The sequence below is a fragment of the uncultured Bacteroides sp. genome (assembly GCF_910578895.1).
GTDB lineage: Bacteria > Bacteroidota > Bacteroidia > Bacteroidales > Bacteroidaceae > Bacteroides.
The window spans coordinates 29,385-52,009 of the sequence record NZ_CAJTSC010000005.1; the positions used below are offsets into that span (position 1 = coordinate 29,385).

Below are 22,625 nucleotides of genomic sequence, written 5' to 3' on the forward strand. Positions count from 1 at the left end.
GAAACTAAAATGACCATTCCCCGAAGTTACAGGTTATGACTATAACACTTAAAAGGGTCGTATCAAACTCTGTATTGAGTAATGATACGACCCTCTCTTTAGTCTTTTAATATGTTCAAATATCAAATGATAAGCTCATGTTCTCGAAGTTGGAGTTTTGACATGCCTTCTTCCTGAAACAGACTCCTATTTCTTCAATTTCTTATCGAAAAACTCCAGCGTCTCCCTCTGCATTTCCTTGCTGAAGAAGTGCTTCTCTTCCCAGATTTTGGTGACCAGCCTGTCTCCGGCATGTTGGCTTTCCCACACCGCCCTCATTGTCCGGTACGCATCCTTCACCCCTTCCACCGGGAACAGCTTGTCACGGCTGCCGTTGAAAAACAGGGACGGTTTGGGGCACGCGATGCTTGCCGTGTGCGGGTAGTCCAGATAGCGCCTTAAGCCGGGGATAAGCATGGAGTAGGCAGAACCGCCCTTGTTCTGGTTGTTGGCAAGCGTCATCAGATGTTCCGTGGTGTTCATCCAGCAGATGGATGCGGATGCCTTTACGCAGTCGGTCAGCGCGGCAAGCATCCACGAGCGGTACGCTCCCATGGAGAAGCCCAGGCAACCCACCTTTTCCTTGTCCACCACGGGCAGTGAAGCCAGAAACTCGGCGCTGCGCACATCGTCCATGTTGATAAAGGCTCCCCACGACGCCCCCATCTGCATGAAGTTGGAGGCAAGTGCCTGCTGTCCGTCATAGCTCACCCCTTCCTTCCGTCCGCGTTCTCCCCAGAACAGGGCGTCTATGGCCAATACCACATAGCCGTTTTGCGCAAAGTAATCGCCCGCGTACTGCCCGTCGTAACAGCGCGCCGCCCAGTCGTCGGCATCGGCAGACACTTCCGGCGCCACTCCGAAGGGGCGTACCATTTTCTCTTTGCCGATGGAGAAGTGCGCGCCGTGGTCGTGCAGCATTATGACCGCCGGAAAAGGTCCTTCACCGTCGGGAACCAGCAGGTAAGCCGGTATGCGCGACCATTCCGATACGTTGAACCATATCTTGCGTGCCTCATACCCCGCCCGTCGTTCGGTGCCGGCGACGGACATTTTGTACGCTTCGGCGGCTGGCGGCAGGTTCTGCATGCACTCCATCACCGTTTGGCGTGCTCCCGCCCTCCACTTCCTGAAGTCCTTCGTTGCGGAATTTCCCCACGCTTCGGGGAAGGTGAGCTGCCGCTTCAGCTGTTCGTAAAAGGCGGGCATGTTTTTTATCACTTCGTAACTTGCCGTATCCGTTTGCGCCTTAATCTGCAGGCAGGCGGCAAGGAAAATAAATGAGAGTATAACAAATCGTTTCATGTTGGTTATGTTTTTCTTGTTCAATGCCATGGTTTTTGACAGACCCCATGTTGCGGCAGCATGCCTGCCGCGAGGAAGCTATATGCCTGTCATGAGAGAACTATATGTCCCTCTAACTCCCCTAAATGCAAAAGCCGTGAGCTGTGCTGCTAAAATCAGAACAAAGATACGGGATTTTTCAATGAAATATGTATCTTTACGCCACAGAATGAATATACTATGAGAAAAATCTTATATCTGATTGTCGGTCTGATGTGCGTGCTGCCGGTTAAGTCGCAGCCGGATTGCCTGTTTACCCACTATTCGTCCGAAGAGGGACTCTCCCAAAACACCGTGATGTGCATTTTGCAGGACAGGAAAGGAAACATGTGGTTTGCCACGTGGGACGGGATTAATAAGTTTGACGGATATGCCTTCAGGACCTATAAGGCGAAGTTCGGCAATCAGGTCAACCTGACGAACAACCGCGTGGACTATATTGGCGAGGACAAATACGGCTTTCTTTGGTTGCAGACGTACGACAACCGGGTCTACCGCTTCGACACCCGTTCCGAAACCTTCGAGAGCGTGCCTGCCACGGAGGAGAAGGGGCGGAAGGTGCTTGTCACTTCGGTCAGGATATTGCCGTGCGGCTCCGTATGGCTGCTTTCGGAAAACGAGGGAGCCATACGGGTGAAAACGGACCCTGCCACCTGCCGGCTCGCTTCGGAGTGGTATTCCGCCAAGTCGGACCTGCTGCCCGCCACGCATGTATACGATGTGTATGAAGACAACGCGGGGAACGAGTGGATACTGACCGACAACGGGCTGGGCATGCTTGCCGAAGGCAGCCGCCGGCTCGTGTCTTATTTTGTGGAGACCGCCAACAAGGAAGACGCCGCCGGGCAGGTGTTTTATGCCGCCCAGGAGCTGGGAGACGAACTGTTTTTCGGTTCGGACAACGGGCGCGTGTGGCGCTACCGGAAGAAGGACGGGCAATTCCTTCTCTTGCAGCTGCCCGTTTCCTCGCGCATTGTGGCGATAAAGAAAACAGGCGGGCAGGAGCTTGTGATAGCCACCGAGACCGCCGGCTTTTTCATCTATGACGCCCTGTCCGGAGCAACCGAACATTATGAGGCATCCCGCCTGCCCAAGGCGCCGGTCTGCTCCGTCTATGTGGACAGGTATTCGGAAGTCTGGTTCGAGCAGGAGGTGCCGGGCACCGTGGCGCATTTCAACGCGAAGACAAAGGTGCTGAAAACGGAAGTGACGCGGGTGGAGCCCACCAGCACCGACCGTTCGCGTCCGGCATTCCATGTGCACGAAGATATCCACGGCACGGTATGGGTGCATCCCTACGGCGGAGGGTTTTCGCGTTTTGACAGGGCTGGCAACAGGCTGTGTGCTTTCTACAACGGCTTGTCGGACGCCGACTGGCGCTTTTCCAACAAGATTCATTCCGCCTTTTCCGACCGCCAGGGCAATTTATGGATGTGCACCCACTCCAAAGGGTTGGAGAAAATCACTTTCCGGTCTTCTCCGTTCGGCAGGATGACGCCCGAACCCCATCGCTACGAATCGTTGAGCAACGAGGTGCGTGCCCTGTGCGAGGACGCGCGGCACAACCTTTGGGTAGGGCTGAAGGACGGCAAGCTCAGGGTATATGACAAGGAGCGTACGGAATACGGCTACCTGACGGAAAGCGGCACCGTATCCCGCACGGGAACCCCGCTGGGTGGAAACGTCTATTTCATTTTTCAGGACAGCGGGCACAACCTTTGGATTGCCACCAAAGGAGACGGGCTGGTAAAGGCGGAGCCTCAGGGTGAAAGGCGCTATAAGCTGACGCGCTACCGCTACCGGAAAGACGATATCTACAGCTTGAGCGATGACAACGTGTATTGCGTCTACGAGGATGGCAAAGGCCGCATCTGGGTTGCCACCTTCGGCGGCGGGATAAACTACCTGGCACGCGACGGGGAAGGCAGGGAGCTGTTTGTCAACCATCGCAACAACCTGAAGGGATTCCCCATAGACAAATGTCATAAGGTGCGTTTCATCACCGGCGACCATAGGGGGAACATCTGGATTGCCACCACCTCCGGCGCGCTCATGGTGGACGGCAGTTTCAAGAAACCGGAAGATGCCGTGTTCCACCATTACCAGCGCGTGCAGGACGACAGGCATAGCTTGAGCAACAACGATGTGCATTGGATGCTCTCTACCCGCAACAAGGAACTTTACCTCGCCACTTTCGGCGGGGGGCTGAACAGGCTGCAGTCCGTAGATGCCGGCGGCAACGCGAGGTTCCGGTCGTACAGCGTAGAAGACGGACTGCCGTCGGACATGCTGCTTGCCGTGCGTGAAGACGGCAAGGGCAATCTTTGGATGAGCACGGAGAACGGCATCAGCAAGTTTGTCCCGGAGGAGGAGAGGTTCGAGAATTACGCCGGCAAACGCATGTCGTTCCGCACGCGTTTCAGCGAAGCGGCATCGGTCTATACCTCGTGGGGAGAACTCATGTACGGGACGAGCAACGGCATTTTCATCTTCAATCCGGACTCCATCCGCAAAAGCAGCTATGTTCCGCCACTCGTGTTCTCCAAACTGCTGGTGGCGAACGAGGATGTGGTGCCGGGCGGGAAATCGGTGCTGCGGCAAAGCCTGGACGATACGCGCGAGCTGAAGCTCTCTCACAAGGAGAATATCTTCACCATACAGTTTGCGGCGCTCGACTACACCGGACCGGCGGAAATCCAGTATGCCTATATACTGGACGGCTTTGAGAAAGCCTGGAACTACGTGGGCAAGCAGCGCACGGCAACCTACACCAACCTGCCCAAAGGCCACTATGTGTTTAAGGTCCGCTCCACCAACGCCGAGGGCGTGTGGACGGAAAACACGCGTTTGCTCGACATAGAGGTGCTTCCTTCCTTCTGGGAGACTTCGTTTGCCTATTTCCTGTACGTGCTGTTCGTGCTGCTGATTATCGTCACCGCCGTCCACATCCTGTTCACCATCTACAGGCTGAAGCATGAGGTGTCCGTAGAGCAGCAGATGACGAATATGAAACTGCGTTTCTTTACGGATATCTCCCATGAATTGCGCACTCCTCTGACGCTGATTTCCGGTCCGGTGGAGTATGTGTTGCAGAATGTGCAGCTACCGGCGGACGCCCGCGAGCAGTTGCAGGTCGTGGAGCGCAACACAAACCGGATGCTGCGCCTTGTCAACCAGATACTCGACTTCCGCAAGATACAGAACAGGAAGATGAAGATGCTGGTGCAGCGCGTCGATGTGGTGGCGTTTACGCGCAAGATTATGGAGAACTTCGACTCCGTGGCAGAGGAGCACCGCATCGACTTCCTGTTCGAGACGGAAAAGACCGGGCTTTACCTGTGGGTGGACCCCGACAAGTACGAGAAGATAATTTTCAACTTGCTCTCCAACGCCTTCAAGTACACCCCGAACGGAAAGATGATCAAGATATTCATCCACGAGGACGAGGCTACGGTTTCCGTCGGCGTGCAGGACCAGGGCATCGGCATTGCCGAGAACAACAAGAAGTCGATTTTTGTCCGCTTTGAGAACCTGGTGGACCGTAACCTGTTCAATCCCAGCACGGGCATCGGGCTGTCACTGGTGAAGGAGCTGGTGGAGATGCACAAGGCGCAGATTTCGGTAGACAGCAAGCTGGGCGAAGGAAGCTGCTTCAGGATAGACTTCGTGAAAGGCAAGGAACATTATGACGAATCGGTGGAATTTATGCAGGACGATGTGACCGTGGGGCTGGAGCACAGCCGGCAGCAGCCTGCCGCGGATGCGGAAGCGCCGGTTTCCTCGCAGCCGGGCACGGAGGACAACCCGCAGAAGAGCGGGGAGGAGGAAACCGCCAAAGGCCTGATGCTGCTGGTGGAGGACAATTCCGAGTTGCGCATATTCCTGCGCAGCATATTCTCTTCGGACTATCGTGTCGTAGAGGCCGCCGATGGTGCGGAGGGGTTGGACAAGGCGCTGAAGTTCCTGCCGGATATCATTGTCAGCGATGTGATGATGCCGGTGAAGGACGGCATCGCCATGACCCGCGAACTGCGTGCGGATATGACTACCAGCCACATCCCTGTCGTGCTGCTTACGGCAAAATCGTCCATCGAAAGCAAGCTGGAGGGGCTGGAATACGGTGCCGACGACTACATAACCAAGCCTTTCAGCGCCACTTATCTGAAAGCGCGTGTAAAGAACCTGCTTGCCCAGCGGCAGAAGTTGCAGGCTCTGTATCGCCAGGACCTGATGCCTACAGGAGCGGACATGCCCGTTGCCGGCGGACAGCAGGGCGAGGACGCCGGGGACGGTGCCGAAGCGGACCAATCTCCTGCGATGTCTCCCAACGACCGCAAGTTCATGGACAAGCTTGTGGAACTGATGGAGAAGAATATGGACAACGGCGACCTGGTGGTAGATGATTTTGTGCGCGAACTTGCCGTCAGCCGTTCCGTTTTCTTCAAGAAGCTGAAGACCCTGACCGGTCTGGCGCCTATCGAATTTATAAAGGAGATGCGCATCAATCGCGCTGTCCAGCTGATAGGTACCGGAGAATACTCGATGACGCAGATTGCCTACATGGTGGGTATCAACGACCCGCGCTATTTCAGCAAATGCTTCAAGCAGAAGATGGGGATGACGCCGACGGAGTATCGGGACAAGGAGATGAAAAAACAGTAGTGGAAGGGGAGAGAAAGAACGGATGATTGATAAATGACAGGAGGATGAGTCTGTGTGAAGACTCATCCTCCTTTTTGTAAAGAATGTCTATTTTAAAATCTCACGATTTTCATAGAAGCTTTGTTTTATTAATAACCTGCGGAGGTTTTAGTATCCGGGGTTTTGGTCTTCCATGCTCAACTGGTCGTTGGCATCGATTGCCGCCTGCGGAATGGGCCATAACAGTTTTTCACCGATGGCTGTTGCGGCACTTCCTTTCAGACGGATGTTATACAAGTTGTTGTACTCCACAAGTTTGCCCATGCGGCGGAGGTCCATGCGGCGGTAGCCGTTGCCGAACATTTCACAAGCCGATTCTTTCAAGATTACATCCAGGTCGATGCTTGCGGCATCTGCCAGGCCGGCACGTTTGCGTACGGAGTTCAGGCGTTCGAGCGCTTTGGGGCTGTTCATCTTGTAATATGCCTCCGCTGCCACAAAGAAGAGTTCGGGCAGGGTGATGATGTGCAAGTCGCGGAAGCTTCTTCCTGCTTCGTACACGCCTCTTTGGCTGTCGTCGAATTTGCGGCAAGGATGGCAAGACCAGCTCATCTTGGTGCAGTCGTCGCTGTCGTAGTCATATTTTGCAATCACGCCGTCGGGAAATTCCGCCAGGTCCTCCTCATAGATGGACATCGGTTCCATCTTGGCGGTCAGCTCGCTTTGCGGAATGACGAATGTGTTCTTGCGGTTTTCCGGGTCTTCGGCACGCCATGCCGCTACCGATGCCGCGTCACATTCCCAATAAGCCGGATAGTATACGCCTACCATTTTGCCTTGTGCGGTCTGTCCGTTTTTGTAGAAGGCGAAGTAGTCGCCAAGGGGGTTGCCGTTTTCCTTGAAGCCGCCTTCGATGGTCCACGCCTTCTTTACGAGCAGGGTTTTCATGAAAGTGGCATCGTAACGTTTGTCGCCCGGTTCGAAATAGCGCAACATGTGCATGTTGGGGATGCAGTTGGAAGAGCCGTTCTTCATGCCTTCCTCGGCACCGCCGTAATAGTTGGAGAACATGCTTTGCCAGCGGTTGCCGTCGTTGCTGTCGTGCTGGTTTGCTTCGTCGTATTCAAGGTCGAAGATGAATTCGGCATCATCGTCTCCCGAGCGGTCGGCTGCCCAGAGGTCGGCAAATTCGGTAGTCAGCTCACGTCCGTTGATTACCTGGTCGGCATACTTGGCGGCTTCTGCAAAATAGGCGTCTTTCTTCAAATCCCATGCTGCGGACAGGTAGGTTTTGGCAAGCAGCGCTTTGGCTGCTTCGATGCTTGCCTCGCCGCCGCCCTGCGTGGCGGAGCTTGCCACCAGCTTGTTGTTGGCGATGATGTCGGTCAGCTCGCTGATGATATGCTCGTATACGGCTTCTGCCGTGGCGCGCGGGTAGCCTTTGATGGCGGAAGCCGCATAATCTGTCACCAAAGGAACGCCTCCGAAGTTGTTTACCAACAGATAATAGTAGAGAGACTCTACAAACCGTCCTTCATCAATTGCCTTTTGCTTTGCATCATCGCCGACTGCTGCCATGCCGGCATAGTACTGGATGGCAAGGCATGAGCGGATGCCGTCGTAGCAGTAGGTGTAGAAGTCTTTTACCGTACCGTTCTCGGGGGTGAAGGTGGACCAGCGGTGCAGCGCGTGGCTCAGCTCGTTGCGGCCGTCCTGGTAGATGTCCGTACCGGTGTGGAAGAACTGGTTCACATCGCTGTTGTTATAGATGTTCTTCAACTGTGCATACGCATCGTAGACCAGTGATTGAAATCCGGCAGGGGTGCTGAAATAGTCGATGTCGGTCACAGAACTTTTGTTGTCCGGAGTGAGGAAGTCGCCGCATCCTGCCAATGTCATGGAACCTGCCATGCACATCGTGTATAATAGTTTCTTATATAGTTTCATACGTTTGGTTATTAAGACTGATTAGAATTTAATGTTGGCACCGATTTGGTAAGTCACGGAAGCAGGACCGCCGTCGGTCAGGTTGGCGCTTGCCCATTCCGGGTCGAAGCCTTTGTAGCCGGTGAAGCAGAACGGATTGAGCACATTGACGTAGAGGCGCAGATGCTTCACGGCTATCTTGCTCATCCAGCTCTTCGGGAATGTGTAGCCCAATGTGATGTTCTTCACTTTCACGAAAGAGGTTTTGTGATATCTCACGCCGGAACTGCTCTTGCTGAAGTAGCCGCCGCCTGTCTTCTCGTAGTTGTTGGGATAGGGGTAGGCGCCCAGGTGTGCGTTCTCCAGGTAAGTGACATCGCCCGTCTCCTTGTCCAGCACAGGTGTGCCTGCCGGGATGTAGTAGTCGAAGCTTACCTTTTGGCGGCCGCGGTCGCTGATGTCCATGTATTGTTCGTGGAAGTAGCTGCGCGACCATTGTCCCTGCTTGGTATAGAGCATGAAGGAGAAGTCGAATCCTTTGTATGTCATGGACGAGCTCAGGCTTCCGGTCCATTTCGGGTCGGTGCAGCCGTAAATCTGCTTGTCGTCATCGTCTATCTTGCCGTCGTTGTTCCAGTCGTTGATAGCCATCTGGCCTTCATACCATTTCAACTTGTTCGGGCTCTTGGGACCGTACTTGTCGTAAACCTCCTGCAAGGTGTAGTGTATGTCGCCGTCCTTTGTGTGCATCGTGACTCCGTCTGCCGTGATGATGCCTGCGTAAGTATAGTCGCGCAATACGTTCAGACGCTCGCCGATAAACCAGTTGTTGCTAACGTCGTCGCCGTTGGGCAGTTCCTTGATTTTGCTCCAGTTGCGGGCGAAAGCCACATTCACATCCCATGTGAAGTTCTTGTTGCGGATTACGCCGAAGTTCAATCCCAGTTCGACACCGGTGTTCTGCACGGAACCGATGTTGGTGGTGATGTTCTTCTCGCCGGTTTCCAAAGGCACGGTGGCCTTCATGATCTGACCGTCTGCCAGGCGGCGGTAAGCGTCTGCCGTCACGTTGATGCGGTTCTGCAGCACGGCGAAATCAACGCCGAAGTTGAACTCTTTGATTTTTTCCCACATCAGGTTGCGGTCTATCAGTCCGTTGCCGTAGTATCCCTGGTATTCGTGGCCGCCCATTACGATGTAAGTGGGACCGGCTGCGGAAGACATGGTGACGTAGTCGTTCACGTTGTTGTTGCCCGTGATACCGTAAGACAAGCGCAGTTTCAGGTTATCCAGCCAGTCCACGTCTTTCAGGAACTCTTCCTCGGAAGCACGCCATGCCACGGCGGCAGACGGGAACCAACCCCAACGGTTGCCCTCGGCGAAGCGTGAGGAGCCGTCGGCGCGTACGGTTACGGTTGCCATGTAACGCTCCTTGTAGGCGTAGTTCAAACGGGCTGCCACGGAAACCATGGAAGACTCCGTATACGTAGACCCCGTGCCCCAGTTCTTGCTGCCTTTTCCCATGGCGTTGAAGGAGAGTTTGTCGTCCGAGATACCCTCTACGCTTTGCGTATAGGTCTCCTTGTCCGTCTTGTACATGGAGAACAATCCCATTGCGCCTATCCTGTGGTCGCCCCATGTCTTGGTGTAGTCCACCTGGTTGTCCCAGGTCCAGTCCAGGCGGTCTGTGTTCGTTACGGAAGCCTTGTTGCTCTTCTTGTTCTGATAATAAGCGGTTCCCAAAGGATACTTGTCCGACACGCCTGTGCCCATGAAGATGCCTTGACGTCCGTGGTAGAAGTTGGGAGAGAATGTAGTTGTGAATTTCAGTCCTTCCATGATGTTGAAACGCAGGTAGGCGTTACCGAAAACATGGAACTTGCGGGTCTGGTTCTCGTAGGCGTCAATCTCGAAGTCCACCAGCGGGTTGGGGGTGGATGTCAACGACATGTTGCCCACCTTTGCCGGCAGCGGCAGCAGGTTGCCGTCCTCGTCCCAGGGAGAAACCACCGGGGCAAACCAGAATGCGTTGTTGTAGGGAGAATAAGCATTGGAAGAGTCTGTAAACCAATCGTTCTGTACATCGTATACCAGGTTGACGGACATTCCGGCTTCCACCACTTTGGAGAGTTTGCTGTCGAATGCGCCTTTGATGTTGAAGCGGTTGTAGTCGTTCTTCCTGAATACGTTTTCCTCGCCTTGATAGCCTACGCCCAGGCGGTAGTTGGTCGTTTCGCTGGCACCGCTGGCGCTGATGAAGTGGTTCTGTTGCGAACCGGTCTGCAACACCTGGTCTGCCCAGTCGTAACCTTTGTCATTCATCCAGCTGTCGTACAGCGGAGAGCCTTTCCAGTCCGTTCCATTCTGGAACACCGATTGCAGGTCGGAATCTTTGATGATGTATTTGATACGTCCTGTGTCATCCGGGCCGTCTGAGGTCGTGTATTTGGCGAAACGGTAGTTCATCCACTCCGTGGCACCCATGAAGTCCGGCATGCGTGCCACTTTGCGGATGCCGTAATAACCGTCGTACGTGATTTCTACCGGTTGCGCCTTGTTCTGTCCGGCACCTGCGCCCTTGGTGGTAATCAGGATGACACCTTCGGAAGCGCGTGAACCGTAGATGGCTGTAGAAGAGGCATCTTTCAACACATCGATGCGCTGGATATCTTCCGAGTTCAGGAAGTCGATGGACGAAACCACCATGCCGTCTACCACATAAAGAGGACCGGCGGAGTTGTTGATGGAGGATTGGCCGCGGATCTGCATGTTGAATTTTCCGTTGGCACGGCTGTTTGCCTGCGTGATGTTCACACCGGGAACGGAACCCTGCAAGGCGTCTTCTACGCGAAGTGCGCCGCGTGCGGCGAGTTTTTCGGAAGATACGGACGCCAAAGAACCCGTGACATCGTTCTTCTTCATGGTTCCGTAACCTACTACCACCACTTCGTCCAACGCCTGCGCGTCTTCTTTCAGCGTTACTTTGATTCTGTTCTGATTGCCCACTGCAACGGTTTGCGGGATGTAACCGATAAAGGATACCTGGATTTTTGCGTTGGGCTGTACGCTAAGTTTGAAATTACCGTCAATGTCGGTAATGACACCGTTCGTAGTACCTACTTCCAATACGTTTGCACCGATGACCGGTTCGCCCGTACCGTCGATTACGGTACCCGAAATGGGGTGTCCCTGTGCAAAAGCGACTAAACACAACATACTCAATGTCAGAGTAGCCAATGCCCTTTTGGCAAGTCTTTTTAAGTTCATAAGCTTGTTTTTTATAGTTATTAATATAAAAGGTTAACATCTGTTGTCGGATGTTCCTTCTTGTTTTCGAATGCAAAATTATGTCATATTGTATTGAAGGATTGGTATTTTTTGGTATTCTTTGTGGAAAAATTAGTCTTTACTCTGTGAAAAGTTGTATGCACAAATCTCTTTCTCCCCTCATATTTCTCTGTTTATCGGTGTCTTTGAGTGAAGGAAAGGGGGAAAAGACGCCTGTTGTGACAGGCATTAGTGTCTATCGTGACAGGTACTTGTGTTTATCGCGGCAGACACTTGTGTTTATCACGACAGACACTTGTGTTTATCACGACAAGCATTAGTGTTTATCGCGGCAGGCATTAGTGTTTATCACGACAGACATTGATATCCCTCGCCACAGGTGTCGATATCCGGGAAACGGGATGCCCGCGCGTGGCGTTTCCGGTGTTTTGTCCTGCCGGCACGGTTTTTTCATTTAAGCACTGCACTTGCTTTTTGGACGCAGATTTGACGGGTTATTTATTTGGCGGATAAAGCTATATATAATTCTGATGCGTAAAAGGGCTTTCGTGAAACATGAAATTACCTATAAACCGGGTTGTGGTTTGTATGTTTCTTGCGGAGAGCTGCATATAAATGAATGTGTCGGAATGCCTGAAATATAGAAATCACCCCTGCCACAGATATCTGTGACAGGGGTGATTGGGTTAATAAGAGAGTTTTGACAACCTCTTTTGCTTTTGCTTTAAGTGGGGATATTCACTGAATATCCCGGGTGAAGGTCTGTTACCACCAGCGCGGGTCGCCGGCAACGTTCTTCAAATCATTTATCAGTAAAGTGAAGTCACTCTTGCTTGCGTCCTTGAATGTACTTTTTACATCTCCGCCGGCGGGTTTCAAGTCGAAAGATACCGGTATTCCATCCGTTCCGACATACCATGCGATGTCGCTTGTGCCGTAGCAGTTGTCCAACATCATGCTGCCTTTGGCTGCGCGGAATGCTGCGTATGTGCCGAGTTTTCCGTTATTGCTTCCGGGGCCGAATACACAGTCTTTCAAGACAGGGTCTTCTGTGAATTTCTGTTTGGAGAAGTCGAACATGTAGTTTCCGCCGCTTTTCATATTATATACAAATGTACAGTTGGCGGCAGAGAATGTTCCTTCGGCATTGGCGTTCTTTCCTTGTACGAAGAGTTTCTCGCAATGTGAGAATGAGGAATTGCTTACTTTGATGTGCTTGATATCGGCTGCATCATTGTCGGCGTTTGCCACTCCATATCCGCCTATCGAGTCGACCACACAATTGTCTATGATGAAGTTTTCAACGGTAGCTTGGGTTTGGATGCGGAATATGCCGCGCTTGTACTTGATGTCGCAATTCTTGAGTTCTACCTTGCCGATTGATGCTCCGGATTTGTTGAGATTAAAAAGATATTTACCACCGAAGTTACTGCCGGTTTTAGGAGCATTGGGATGTTCGGTGAACGTTATTTTCTCGGCAACAAAACCACCGATGGCACCTTCTGCATTATAGTTGCCGTTCACTTCGATGATGGCATTTCCCTTAAGGCTGAGTCCGGTAACAATCTTGATGGTTCCTTGAGTGGCAGGCAATGTGATTGTACCATCCAGTTGGTACTTGCATCCGCCTTCCAATACGATGGTGATGTCCTGGTCGGGATATTTGGCAACGCTGTCGGCAAAGAAGCTTTGGGTCATATAGGCGTAGCTTTCTTCTTCTGCCAGGTTACGCAAGTTGGCCACAACCCCTTCGTAAACTTCCGGTGCGGCGGTGGAGAATACTTTCTTTCCGAGATATTCGCCGTTGTTGTAGGCACGTACGATGTAGTTGCTTTCCGGTTCCAGGTTTCTGAACTCCACAGTTTGGGAGTTCAGGTCTGTTTCGGTCAACGTATAGTCTTCCAGCAATTCCTCTTCCTTTGTCGTGCTGCCTTCGGGAGTCACCACTTGAAACAGTTTCAGGTTGGTGTAGGTAGCCGTTTCCCACGACACCAATGCCATGTTGTCGATTGCCCTCACACCTTTCAGCTGGGTGGGGATATCTGTTGTGGTAATGGTGGGCACTACGAAATACTTGGACTCCAGTCCGCTGCTTTTGCTGTGCGAGCGGATTTTGATGGTGTAGTCCGTATCGTAGTTCAGGTTTTCGAAACGGTAGAACGTAGTGTCTGTCTCGACCGACAGGTCAAGCCCGTCTTTTCCGGTCAGGCTCAGGTCGTAGTAATCCGCACCTTCGTAGCGTTCCCAGTTTAGTTCTATCCATTGTCCGCCGACAGCCGTTTCGCTGACAATGGGGCGGAACAAGGCATCTGCCTTTGTCACATCGTCACTGTCATCGCAACTTGTCATAAGAGCACCCGCACCTAAGGCAAGTGAAAACAATAAAGTCTTGATATTGAATATATGTTTCATAATTTTCTGTTTTTAGTAGTTAGTTAGCACCTCTTACAATTCCATAACCGTTGTTGTTCAGCACAGTGCTGTTCGCAATCTTCTGCGCGGGTATCGGCAGCAGATAGGGGACCGCGCTCTCGCCTGTGGCGTCGGTATATCCTCTGTAGCAGTTTACGATGTAGTTGGCAGGTTCATATTCTCCTGTCTTTACTTCCTCGCCCGTGACGGGGTCTTTGACGGTGATGGCTTTTATCAATGTGGAAGTAAAGTTGTGGGTGGCATATTTGCCTTCATTTCCCGCTTTGTCCAAATCCTCGGCTTTGACGATTTCGCTGTCGGCGGGCACTTCCTCTTCCGGAAGGGCGTACTTCGTGTTCAGGAACGAAACCATGCCTTTGTTCTTGGTGTAATAGAGCTTTCTTGCATACGTGAGGTAAGGCTGAACGCCCGGTTCGGTGCCGAACTCATCGACGGAAGAACGTCCCATTTGGGTGAGCATCTCCTTTGTCTCCACGATTTTCTTGCCATATACGTTCCAGCGTACCAGGTCGTATTTGCGCAGGGCTTCACCACCGAATTCCCATGCACGTTCGTTGATGACAGCGTTGCGGAAATCGTCCGGGGTTGTCAGGGCATTTACGTAAGCGTCTACCTTTTCCGCCTTGTCTTCGGCTGCGAAAGCGCGGGCACGTACCTTCTTCAACTGGTCCTTTGCCAGGTCGGTAGGACCGTTCAGTTCGTTTTCGGCTTCCGCCAATGTCAGCAATACTTCCGCATAGCGCATCAGGGTCCAGTTGATGCCTGTGCCTTTGGAAGAAGCGGAACCGGGTTCGCTGGTCATCATCATACGGCTCCATTTGCCCACTGCAATGCCTGTGATGGCGTCGAGTGCCTGAATGTTGTCTGCCGTATGTTTTACGAACGTGCAAGTGACGTCGCGACGGATGTCTTTGTCGTCGAACGAGCAGTAATAAGCAGGGCTCAGGTTTACCTGGATGGTTGTCGTTCCTTTGGAACTGCCGGTTACCACCTGGCCTATGCACCATGCCACATCGCCGCCGTTACCTTCCACGTGGGCTATTTCGTACAGGATTTCATCGTTGGGAGTAGTGACAAACTCGCATTGCTTTTTGAAGATGTCCTTATAGTCTGCATGCAGTTCGCGTCCTTTCAGCCGGATCAGCTTCTGGCAATAATCCTTTGCCAACTGATAATAGTCTCTCGAAGTGCTTGCTTTCTTTTCCGTGCCGTCTATTGTGTAGGTCACGGTCAGGTCCTCGCTTGTAACGTCCAGATAGTCGTCGGCACGTTTCATCGTACCGTCGGCTGTCATTCCGTATCCGGCGCGGTACATTGCCAGACGGGCAATCAGCCCCAGGGCGAAGTCGCGGTTCATGCGCTCTACGCCGGCGGGCGCCACATCGGAGAACGGCATGTCTTCTTCGTGGTCGACCAATGCCTGGATTTCTTTGGTGAAGATGATGTTCTTGTCGGTCTTGGGCAAGTCAAGTTCCATGCCCGCCTTGGCTGCCTGGGCAAAGTAAGGCACATCGCCCCAGTTGCAGCAGAGCATCCAGTAGCGGTATGCACGCAAACAGTGGGCTTCGCCCAGCAAGGCTCTCATGCCCGGTTCCGTTTTTCCCGCCAGGCCTTCGATTACCTGGTTGCAACGGTCTACGGCGAGGTAATTGCTGTCCCACGCTTTCTGTATGTCACTCCAGTTTTCCAGCAGTCCGCCTTGCAGCGACCAGATGTCGCGGCGTGAGCCGTCCGGTTTGTCGCCCGGTGCAATACATTCCACGTCCGTGTTCTGCGCCCATACGTTTGCCATACGGGAAGAGAAGGGGTCTTCATTGAATTCTTTGTAGGCACCTAACAACATTTTCAGTGCGTCGTTCTCGTTGGAGAAAACATAGTTCGGGTCGAACTGTGAAGGAGATTCTACATTCAGGAAATCGTCGCATGAAGTCAAGGCTACGGCTCCCATGAATGTTGCTATGATATATTTATTTATTTTCATATTCGTACTATTTGTTAAGATTAGAAAGTCAAGTTTACACCTAATGTCCAGGAGAAGCTCTTCGGATATGCGGAATAGTCAACGCCCGGAGTCAGGCCGGATGCTTTGCTGCCGCGGATGGAAGAACTTACTTCAGGGTCATATCCCGAATAGTCTGTCAATACAAACACGTTGTTCAATGTGCAATAAACGCGGAACTGTTCGCACAGGAATTTCTTGGTGTATTTCTTCGGGATGGTATAGCCCAGCGTTACATTCTGCAAGCGCAGGAAAGAACCGCTCTCGATTGCCCAGGAGTGGGGGACAGCCACCGCATTGCCGAAGGACCACGGAGTCCAGTAGGCTTTGGCATTGGCGCCTTCGTTCATCGAAGCCAAGGTTGCCAGGTCGGTCACCAGGTTGCCGGCATTGTCGATATAGCTGTAGCGGTTGCTGCTGTTCATGATGTTCAGCAGGTTCGGGTTGTTGGTTCTGTATTGCTGGGTAGAGGCAATCTTCTCGGCGTTATAGATGTCGTTGCCCAATACGAAGTTGAACATGAGCGAGGCGTCGAAGCCGTAGAATGTACCGTTCAGCCCGAAACCGCCGGTCACCTTGGGAGTGGCTTTGCCGATTACGGTGCGGTCGTAGTCATCGACTACTCCGTCGGGCACACCGTCGGGACCGGAAATGTCCTTGAACTTGATGGTACCCGGGCGTATGCCGGCTTTGCCGCCGAGCAACCCTGTTGTGGGCACGCCGTCTTTCAATGTGTATTTCTTGGACGACTCGTCGTAGCCGGAGAAATCGTTGGTGGTATAGTATCCGTCGGTAATCCAGCCGACCATCAGCCCGATGGGTTGGCCCACTTCTACGCGGAAGTCATTGTAACCTTTGAGGTCGGTACCCGCCCAGTTGGAAGCAAACTCCATTTGCGTCAGTCCGTTCGCCAGTTTCTCTACGTTCGACTTGTTGAAGCCGATATTGAAGTTTGCAGACAAGCTGTAGTTCTTCTTTTCGAGTATGAATGCGTTCAAGCTCAATTCGATACCTTTGTTGGAGGTTTCCGCCGTGTTCTCCATGGTCTTCTCATAGCCGGGGGCCACGATGTTGCGTTCGATAAGCAGGTCTACGGCAGAGTTCCAATAGGCTTCGACCGTACCGGAAATCTTTTCGTTGAACAAGCCGAAGTCCAGACCGATGTTGCGTGTGACGGTAGTTTCCCATTTCAGGTTGGGGTTGGCAAGGAGCTTGCTGGCGGTGGCGTAGTAGTTGTTTATCTTGTCGCCGATGCCATAGGCTTTGCCGGTGTTGATTGCGTAGGTCGGCATATAAAGCATGTCGGCAATGCGGTTGTTACCTACCGTACCGTAGCTGAGGCGGAGTTTCAGGTTGGACAACCAGCCTTTTGTGTCTTCCATGAAAGGCTCTTCGTTGACGCGCCATGCCACGGCACCTGCCGGGAAGTAACCCCATTGGTTGCCCGGGGCGAATTTGGAAGAACCGTCGGCACGCATGGTGAATGTCACCAGGTAGCGGTCTTTGAAGTTATAGTTCAAGCGTCCGAAGAAAGAAGACAGGTTCTGGTTGGGGCTTACCTTGCTGGTAGTCTTGATGGTTCCGTCGGCAAGGCCGAAGTTGGCGAAAACCTTTTCGGCAGACAGGTCTTTGCTGAAGTGGTCGGCTTTCATGTAGTTTTCGTCATTCATCGTGCTGTTGATTTCCTGTCCCACCATCACGTTGAACTTGTGGTCTCTGTTGAGCGCGAAATCATAGGTCAGCGTGGCAGCCTCGCGCAGTTTGCGGGAGTTCGCCTTTGTCCAGTCCGCCAACGGAAGACCGCCCACGTAGGAAGCGTCCGAAGTGGTGTGTCCCCACCAGTTTTGTGTCTCGTTGAAGCCCCATTCATAGCCGGCCTCTACGCGGAATCTCAATCCCTTGATGATGTCCCAATTCAGGCCGCCGTTGAATTTGTAGCTTTTTTGCAGTCTCTTTTTCCAATATTGCTGCTGCTGTTCGGTCAGTGTCATGTTGTCGCGGATATACTGTTCGTATTCTTCGTCCGTCAGCTGGCTGGGGTCTATTTGCGTAAATCCTTCCAGACCTTTTATCGGGCGCGATGTGACAGCTTGCGAAGTACGTACCTTGTAGTTTCCGCCGGCAGTACCGGAACCGTTTGTCGTGGCATCCGCCAGGCGTGCGTTGAAGTCGAATTTCAATGCTTTGGAGATTTCGTGGCTCAACTTGAAGTTACCCGTCAGGCGGCTGTAGTCATTGTTTACCATCAAGCCGCCGTCTTTCTGGTAAGTGACGCTCAGGCTGTATTTGGTCTTTTCGTTGCCGCCCTGTATGCTGACGTTGTGTGACTGTGATATCACATTGGCGCCAAACATATCGTCCTGCCAGTCGATGGCTTCTATGCTGTTGTATAGATACAGGTCGTCGAATACTCCGAATTTCTTCTCGAAAGCTTTCAAGTCGCTGCTTCCGCCCAATGCTGCCAGTTCATAGTTGGCGAGCGCATACTCGTAGTTGTTCAGCACTTCCTTGCGCTTTGACAGTTTCTTGGACTGCATGTAGCCGTTGTAGGAAATTTGCGTCTTGCCGCCTTTGGCGCTTTTGGTGGTGATGATGACAACACCGTTGGCTCCTTGCGAACCGTAGATTGCCGTTGAAGACGCGTCTTTCAGCACATCGATTGTCTGGATGTCGGCAGGAGCCACGTCATTGATGTTGGATACCGGGAAACCGTCTACGATGTAGAGCGGAGAGTTGTCACCGGTCACAGAGCCGCCTCCGCGTACACGGATAAGCATTTCCGCATCGGGCGAACCGTCGGTGGTTGTAATCTGCACACCTGCCAGACGGCCGGTCAGGGCTTCCGCCGCACTTGCCACCGGAACTTTTGCCAGCGTTTCGCCGCCTACGGAAGAAACGGAACCGGTCAGGTCTTTCTTCTTCGTAGTACCATATCCGATTACCACCACTTCTTCCAATGCCTGTGCATCGTCTTCCAATACAATCTCAAGCAGTTTCTTTCCTTTCACGGCAATCTCCTGCGTTGTCATTCCCACATACGAAACGACCAACGTGGCATTGGATGGAACACTGAGGGAGAAATTACCGTCGATATCGGTAATGGTACCGTTGCCGCTATTCCCTTTTTGTACTACGGAAGCGCCGATTACGGTCTCTCCCGTCTTGTCTTTCACGATACCTTTTACGGTTACGTTTTGCGCTGATATACCGAGCGATATCATGGCTACCAACAGACATAGTAGCGCTGTGCGCATGTTTTTCATTTTAGACATTCTTTGCATATTAATTATTAAAAAAGTGATTTTCTTCTGTAGCGTGTGTTGGCGACACTGTTAATTCATTGGTGCAAATGTAGATTAATGTGAAAAATGATTTGTGGAATATTTGTTATTAGGTTGGTATTTTTTGTTTTCTGTAAGATTTTCTTGCTTGAAATCCCCTGCAAATATGTTGTAGGGCAGAAAACGGCGGGAAATGCACTATATGCCCGCGTTTTGCTGGCGGCTGTCCGCCGCTTGTTGGCGTTGTACGTATGAGGCAGGTTACGCGATGGGTTGATATAAAAGTAGAAGCCGAAAGTCAAAAACTACACATCAGGATTTGTAAGACTCTCTATATTTGCCGCCGTATAATTATAATTTAATACTATGTAATATGATGGACAAGAACAAGTGGGTATCATTACTGTGTATCCTTTTTGTGTGGGGATGCGGTTCCGATGCGGAAGGGAAAGGTGAGACGGATGCGGAGGCAGCCGGAAAGATAGAAAACCTGGCAGGACCTGCCGCCGCCATTTCCGCCGACGGCAAAGAGGCGGTCACCGTTACTTTTACCGCCAACAAGGCGTGGAGTGCCAAACCCGAAAAAGCCTGGTGCAGGATAACGCCCTCTTCCGGCACGGAAGGCGGAGACATAACCATTAGCGTTGCCGCCGAAGCAAACGGCGGTTACGACGAGCGAAACTCCAACATTACCATTGCCTGCGGCGATGCGGTGGCGAAGGTGACCGTTGCGCAGAAGCAGAAGGACGCGATATTGCTGACATCGGACAAGGTGGAAGCGAAGTGCGGGGGAGAAGTGTTTGCGGTGGAAGTGAAAGCCAATGTGGACTTCACCACCGAAATCGGCGAGAAGGACAAGGAGTGGCTGAAGCTTCTCCCCCGAACGCGTGCCCTTTCCGCTTCGGTCTTGGAATTTGCGGTGTCGGAGAACGAGTCTGACGCAAGGCGCGAAGGCACAATCCTGTTCAAGAGCGGCAACCTGTCCGAAAAGGTAACCGTCTATCAGGCGGGCGTCACCCCTTCGATTGTGGTCAGCAAGACCGACTACAAGATACCTGCCGAAGGGGAGGATATCACGGTCGAACTGCAAAGCAATGTGCGTTATGCCATTCAGATGCCGGATGCGGACTGGATAAAGGAGAAGCCGGGAACAAGGGGCATGTCCTCTTATACGCATCATTTTACGGTTTCCCCCAACGACGGGGATGCTTCCCGTAGGGCGGAAATCGTCATTACGGACAATAAAGGGATTACGGAGAAGGTGCGGATAGTGCAATACAGCCTTCACCCGGCGATGGAGCCGGTGGAGTTTGCCGCCTTCCCCGGTGCCGAGGGACATGGAAAGAACACCGTAGGCGGCCGTGGCGGCAAAGTATACCATGTGACGAGCCTGGAAGACGACGGCACCGAAGGCACGCTGCGCTGGGCGTTGGGGCAGAACGGTCCCAAGACCATCGTGTTCGATGTGGCGGGCACCATCCATCTGAAGTCCGACCTTAAGACGCAGAAGGACTACCTGACCATTGCCGGGCAGACCTCGCCCGGAGGCATCTGCATTGCAGACTATCAGTTCTGGATAAACTCCAACGATGTCATCGTGCGCTTTCTCCGCTTCCGTCCGGGAGACGCCGGCGGGGCGGAACCCGACGGGCTGGGCGGCATGGACAAGAAGAACATCATTATAGACCACTGCTCCGTAAGCTGGAGCGTGGACGAATGCCTGTCGGTATATGGCATGGAGAACTCTACCGTGCAGTGGTGCCTTGCCGGACTGGCGTTGCACAACTCCACCCACGGGAAAGGCTCGCACGGATATGGCGGAAACTGGGGCGGCAACAAGGCATCCTACCACCACAACATGATAGCCCATTGCAAGAGCCGTGTGCCCCGCCTTGGCCCGCGCCACACCACGCAGGAGAACGAGTATGTCGATATCCGCAACAACGTCTTCTACAACTGGTCCGGCGAGGGGTGCTACGGCGGCGAGAACCAACACGTGAACATCGTGAACAACTTCTACAAGCCCGGTCCCGCCACCAACTCTTCCGGCACCAGCAACCGCACCCGCTACCGCATTGCCAAAATCGGGGTGCGCACCACTTCCTATTGCCAGGATAAAGACGGAAGCTGGAACGCCTGGAAGCCTTCCCTGCACAAATGGGGAACCTTCCACATCGAAGGCAACAAGGTGGACGGCAACGCCGAAGTCACCGCCGACAACTGGACAAAAGGGGTCTACGAGCAGCAGGACAACAACGACAAGGTGGATTACCTCTGGACGGACGACGTGAAGACCGCCATCAAGGCTGCGGCTCCTGTGCTGGACGCCAACGGCGTCACGACGCACTCTGCCGACGGAGCCTATGCCCAAGTGCTCCGCTATGCAGGCGCCTGCAACTACCGCGATGCCATAGACAACCTGATAGTGAAGGATGTGCAGGACGGCTCGGCAAGCTGTTCCGCCGCCTCCAACAGTGCCGGACTCGGCTATATCAACACCCCTAAGGATGTACTCTCCGCGCTGCCGGAACTGAACGGCAATCCCTATCCCGGTCTGAAAGCCGACACCTCCATCGACCCGACGGACACGGACGGCGACGGCATGCCCGATGATTTTGAAAGGGAGTTCGGCTTGAATCCCGATGATGCTGCCGACGGCAATGCCAGGACGCTCGACCCGGATATGAACTATACGAACCTGGAGATGTACCTGCATTACCTTGTCAGGGACATTGTGAGCAGGCAGACCGAGGGCGGGGCAAAGTAAGAAGCCCTGCTCCGAAGTCGTAAAGAGCCGTGGGTAATAGCACACGGCTTTTTTCATTTAAGCCTTACGCCTGTTTCTCTATAATGAACGACATGCACGGCATAATAAACGACACGGACGATGCAGATAAATCAAGAAAGAAATCCGCACCGTCCGTGTCGTTTGTGTCTCAGAGCCTGTGTCCGAAGGATTGCGTCTAAACCGTTCCGTTTGCTATATCCGCGATTTCCTCCGCCTTCTCCACGATATAGTCCGGGCGGAACCCTTCCAGTTCCGTCCGCGGGCGGAAGCCCCAGGTCACTCCGCAGGAAGTCACTCCGGCATTGATTGCCGTCTGCATGTCCACGCCCGAGTCGCCCACGTAGAGCACGTCTTGCCCGGACACGCCGGTGATGGAGAGGATCTCTTCCACAATGGCGGGGTCGGGCTTCACGTTTATTCCTTCGCGCTGGCCGAACACGGCGGCGAAATGTATTTCGGGGAAGTAGTGTGCCACCAGTTTGCGGGTTGCCGCCTGATACTTGTTGGACGCCACCGCAAGTTGCAGCCCCTGTCCCTGTAGCTGTTCCAGCAGTTCGGGGATGCCGGGGTAGGGACGGCTCTTGTCGGCATTGTGCGCATCGTAATAGGGGACGAACTCCTTGCGGACGCGGAGCACGTTCTCCTTGCTCTTCTCCCCTTCGGGCAGCGCGCGCTCAAACAGTTTGTCGATGCCGTTGCCCACCATGAAGTTGTAGGCGGCTTCCTCGTGGGTGGGATAGCCCAATGTGCGCAAAGCATGGTTGGTGCTTTGTGCCAGGTCGGCAATCGTGTTCAGCAGCGTGCCGTCCAAGTCGAATATGACAAGTTTCTTCATCGTTTTTCTCTTTTTTGTTCAGGGTTGCAAAGATATAACAATTCATCGGGT

At 53.0% G+C, this 22,625-nt stretch carries 9 protein-coding genes and 1 pseudogene; 3 read left to right on the forward strand and 7 right to left on the reverse strand.

Annotated features, from left to right (window positions below; translation table 11 throughout):
* Positions 1 to 186: 186 nt before the first annotated feature.
* The gene (locus QZ327_RS02440) at positions 187 to 1,344 is read right to left on the reverse strand and encodes an alpha/beta hydrolase family protein (RefSeq protein WP_294616812.1); all 1,158 of its coding nucleotides are present in this window, start codon (positions 1,342 to 1,344) and stop codon (positions 187 to 189) included.
* 219 nt (positions 1,345 to 1,563) lie between these two features.
* Between QZ327_RS02440 and QZ327_RS02445 the strand changes: the two genes are divergently transcribed.
* Entirely contained in the window at positions 1,564 to 6,045 is a 4,482-nt protein-coding gene (locus QZ327_RS02445; RefSeq protein WP_294616814.1) for a two-component regulator propeller domain-containing protein, read from the forward strand.
* A gap of 147 nt (positions 6,046 to 6,192) precedes the next feature.
* Here QZ327_RS02445 and QZ327_RS02450 read toward each other — a convergent pair whose 3' ends face one another.
* From QZ327_RS02450 to QZ327_RS02470, 5 genes are all read right to left on the reverse strand, one after another.
* Positions 6,193 to 7,971: a RagB/SusD family nutrient uptake outer membrane protein gene (locus QZ327_RS02450; RefSeq protein WP_294616816.1), complete on the reverse strand. Its 1,779-nt coding sequence runs from the start codon at positions 7,969 to 7,971 to the stop codon at positions 6,193 to 6,195.
* A 21-nt stretch (positions 7,972 to 7,992) separates the two neighbouring features.
* Positions 7,993 to 11,217, reverse strand: coding sequence for a TonB-dependent receptor (locus tag QZ327_RS02455; protein WP_294616818.1), 3,225 nt, complete (start codon positions 11,215 to 11,217; stop codon positions 7,993 to 7,995).
* Positions 11,218 to 12,003: 786 nt separating this feature from the next.
* Positions 12,004 to 13,650 carry a DUF5123 domain-containing protein gene (locus QZ327_RS02460; protein ID WP_294616820.1) on the reverse strand — a complete coding sequence of 549 codons (1,647 nt, stop codon included), beginning with the start codon at positions 13,648 to 13,650 and terminating at the stop codon, positions 12,004 to 12,006.
* 19 nt (positions 13,651 to 13,669) lie between these two features.
* Positions 13,670 to 15,652 (reverse strand): RagB/SusD family nutrient uptake outer membrane protein, encoded by a 1,983-nt coding sequence (locus QZ327_RS02465; RefSeq protein WP_294616822.1) that lies wholly within the window; start codon positions 15,650 to 15,652, stop codon positions 13,670 to 13,672.
* A gap of 20 nt (positions 15,653 to 15,672) precedes the next feature.
* A complete protein-coding gene (locus tag QZ327_RS02470; protein WP_294616824.1) occupies positions 15,673 to 18,933 on the reverse strand; it encodes a TonB-dependent receptor in 3,261 nt (1,086 codons plus the stop codon).
* Between the two features lie 394 nt (positions 18,934 to 19,327).
* Between QZ327_RS02470 and QZ327_RS02475 the strand changes: the two are divergent.
* Positions 19,328 to 20,215 (forward strand): annotated as a pseudogene (locus tag QZ327_RS02475) (BACON domain-containing protein); the annotation flags it as partial.
* A gap of 30 nt (positions 20,216 to 20,245) precedes the next feature.
* Positions 20,246 to 21,718, forward strand: coding sequence for a pectate lyase (locus QZ327_RS02480; RefSeq protein ID WP_294616885.1), 1,473 nt, complete (start codon positions 20,246 to 20,248; stop codon positions 21,716 to 21,718).
* A 196-nt stretch (positions 21,719 to 21,914) separates the two neighbouring features.
* Here QZ327_RS02480 and QZ327_RS02485 read toward each other — a convergent pair whose 3' ends face one another.
* Positions 21,915 to 22,574, reverse strand: coding sequence for an HAD family hydrolase (locus QZ327_RS02485; RefSeq protein WP_294616826.1), 660 nt, complete (start codon positions 22,572 to 22,574; stop codon positions 21,915 to 21,917).
* Between the last annotated feature and the right edge of the window lie 51 nt (positions 22,575 to 22,625).